Consider the following 778-nt stretch of genomic DNA (forward strand, 5'->3'; position numbering starts at 1 on the left):
AATCAGTGATGTCCTGCTCCGTAGAAAAGCCATAGTCATAGGACAATCATCAGGTTATGCGTGATCACTTTGAGCATCATGGCTCGGTTCTGGCGGACGCGGTGGCGGGCGGCGAGGGTCTCGCCCAAGCGCCTCTTGATCATGCTGAAGACGGTTTCGGCTTGCCAACGTTGACCGTAGCGACGTTGCTCGGGAGGTCTCTTGAAGTAGTGCCACATTTGCCTTCGAAAGCGTCCGCTCGGCGGTTTGGCCGTGGGGCGGCCGATCTTGGGGGGTGAAATGAGACTGATGCCGAATTCAGCGCGCACGTGTTTATGCGCCCATTCGGCGTCGTAGCCGGCGTCCACCAGAAGCGTGTCGATGAGTTGCCGCCGATCGGCTTCGCTGACGGCCTCGACGAGATGGCTGATGTCGGGACTCGGACCGAGTCCAGGGACGGCCGCCAAGATCATGTGCGACGGACAGTCGACCAGCAGGCCGACTTTGGGAAAGCGCCGATAGGTCATGTTTTGCAGGCTCTTGTCGCCGCGCGCCCTGCGACGAACGAAGTACTTGCTTACGTGATGGGCTTCGAATCCGCTGCCGTCGAGGGCCGTCAGTTTCGAGCTGCGGCCGAGGATCTTCGCTTCGGTGGCGAGGCGAACCGTTTGATCCAGGAGCCGACGCGCGGCGTTCTTGTGAGCAGGCGGTCCGACGCCTTCTGCAGCGTGGTCCAGTGTGGCACGGCTTCGAGTTCGATGACGGCCCGCAGATCCGGGGCGTCGATGAGCAATTGCAT

At 61.2% G+C, this 778-nt stretch carries 1 protein-coding gene; it reads right to left on the reverse strand.

The genetic code is table 11. From position 1 onward, the window contains the following. Nucleotides 1-35: 35 nt before the first annotated feature. The coding region (locus GY769_02200) for a transposase (protein ID MCP4200731.1) at nt 36-778 on the reverse strand (743 nt) is incomplete at its 5' end.

The organism is bacterium, assembly GCA_024224155.1.
In the GTDB taxonomy this organism is placed as follows: Bacteria; Acidobacteriota; Thermoanaerobaculia; order Multivoradales; family JAHEKO01; genus CALZIK01.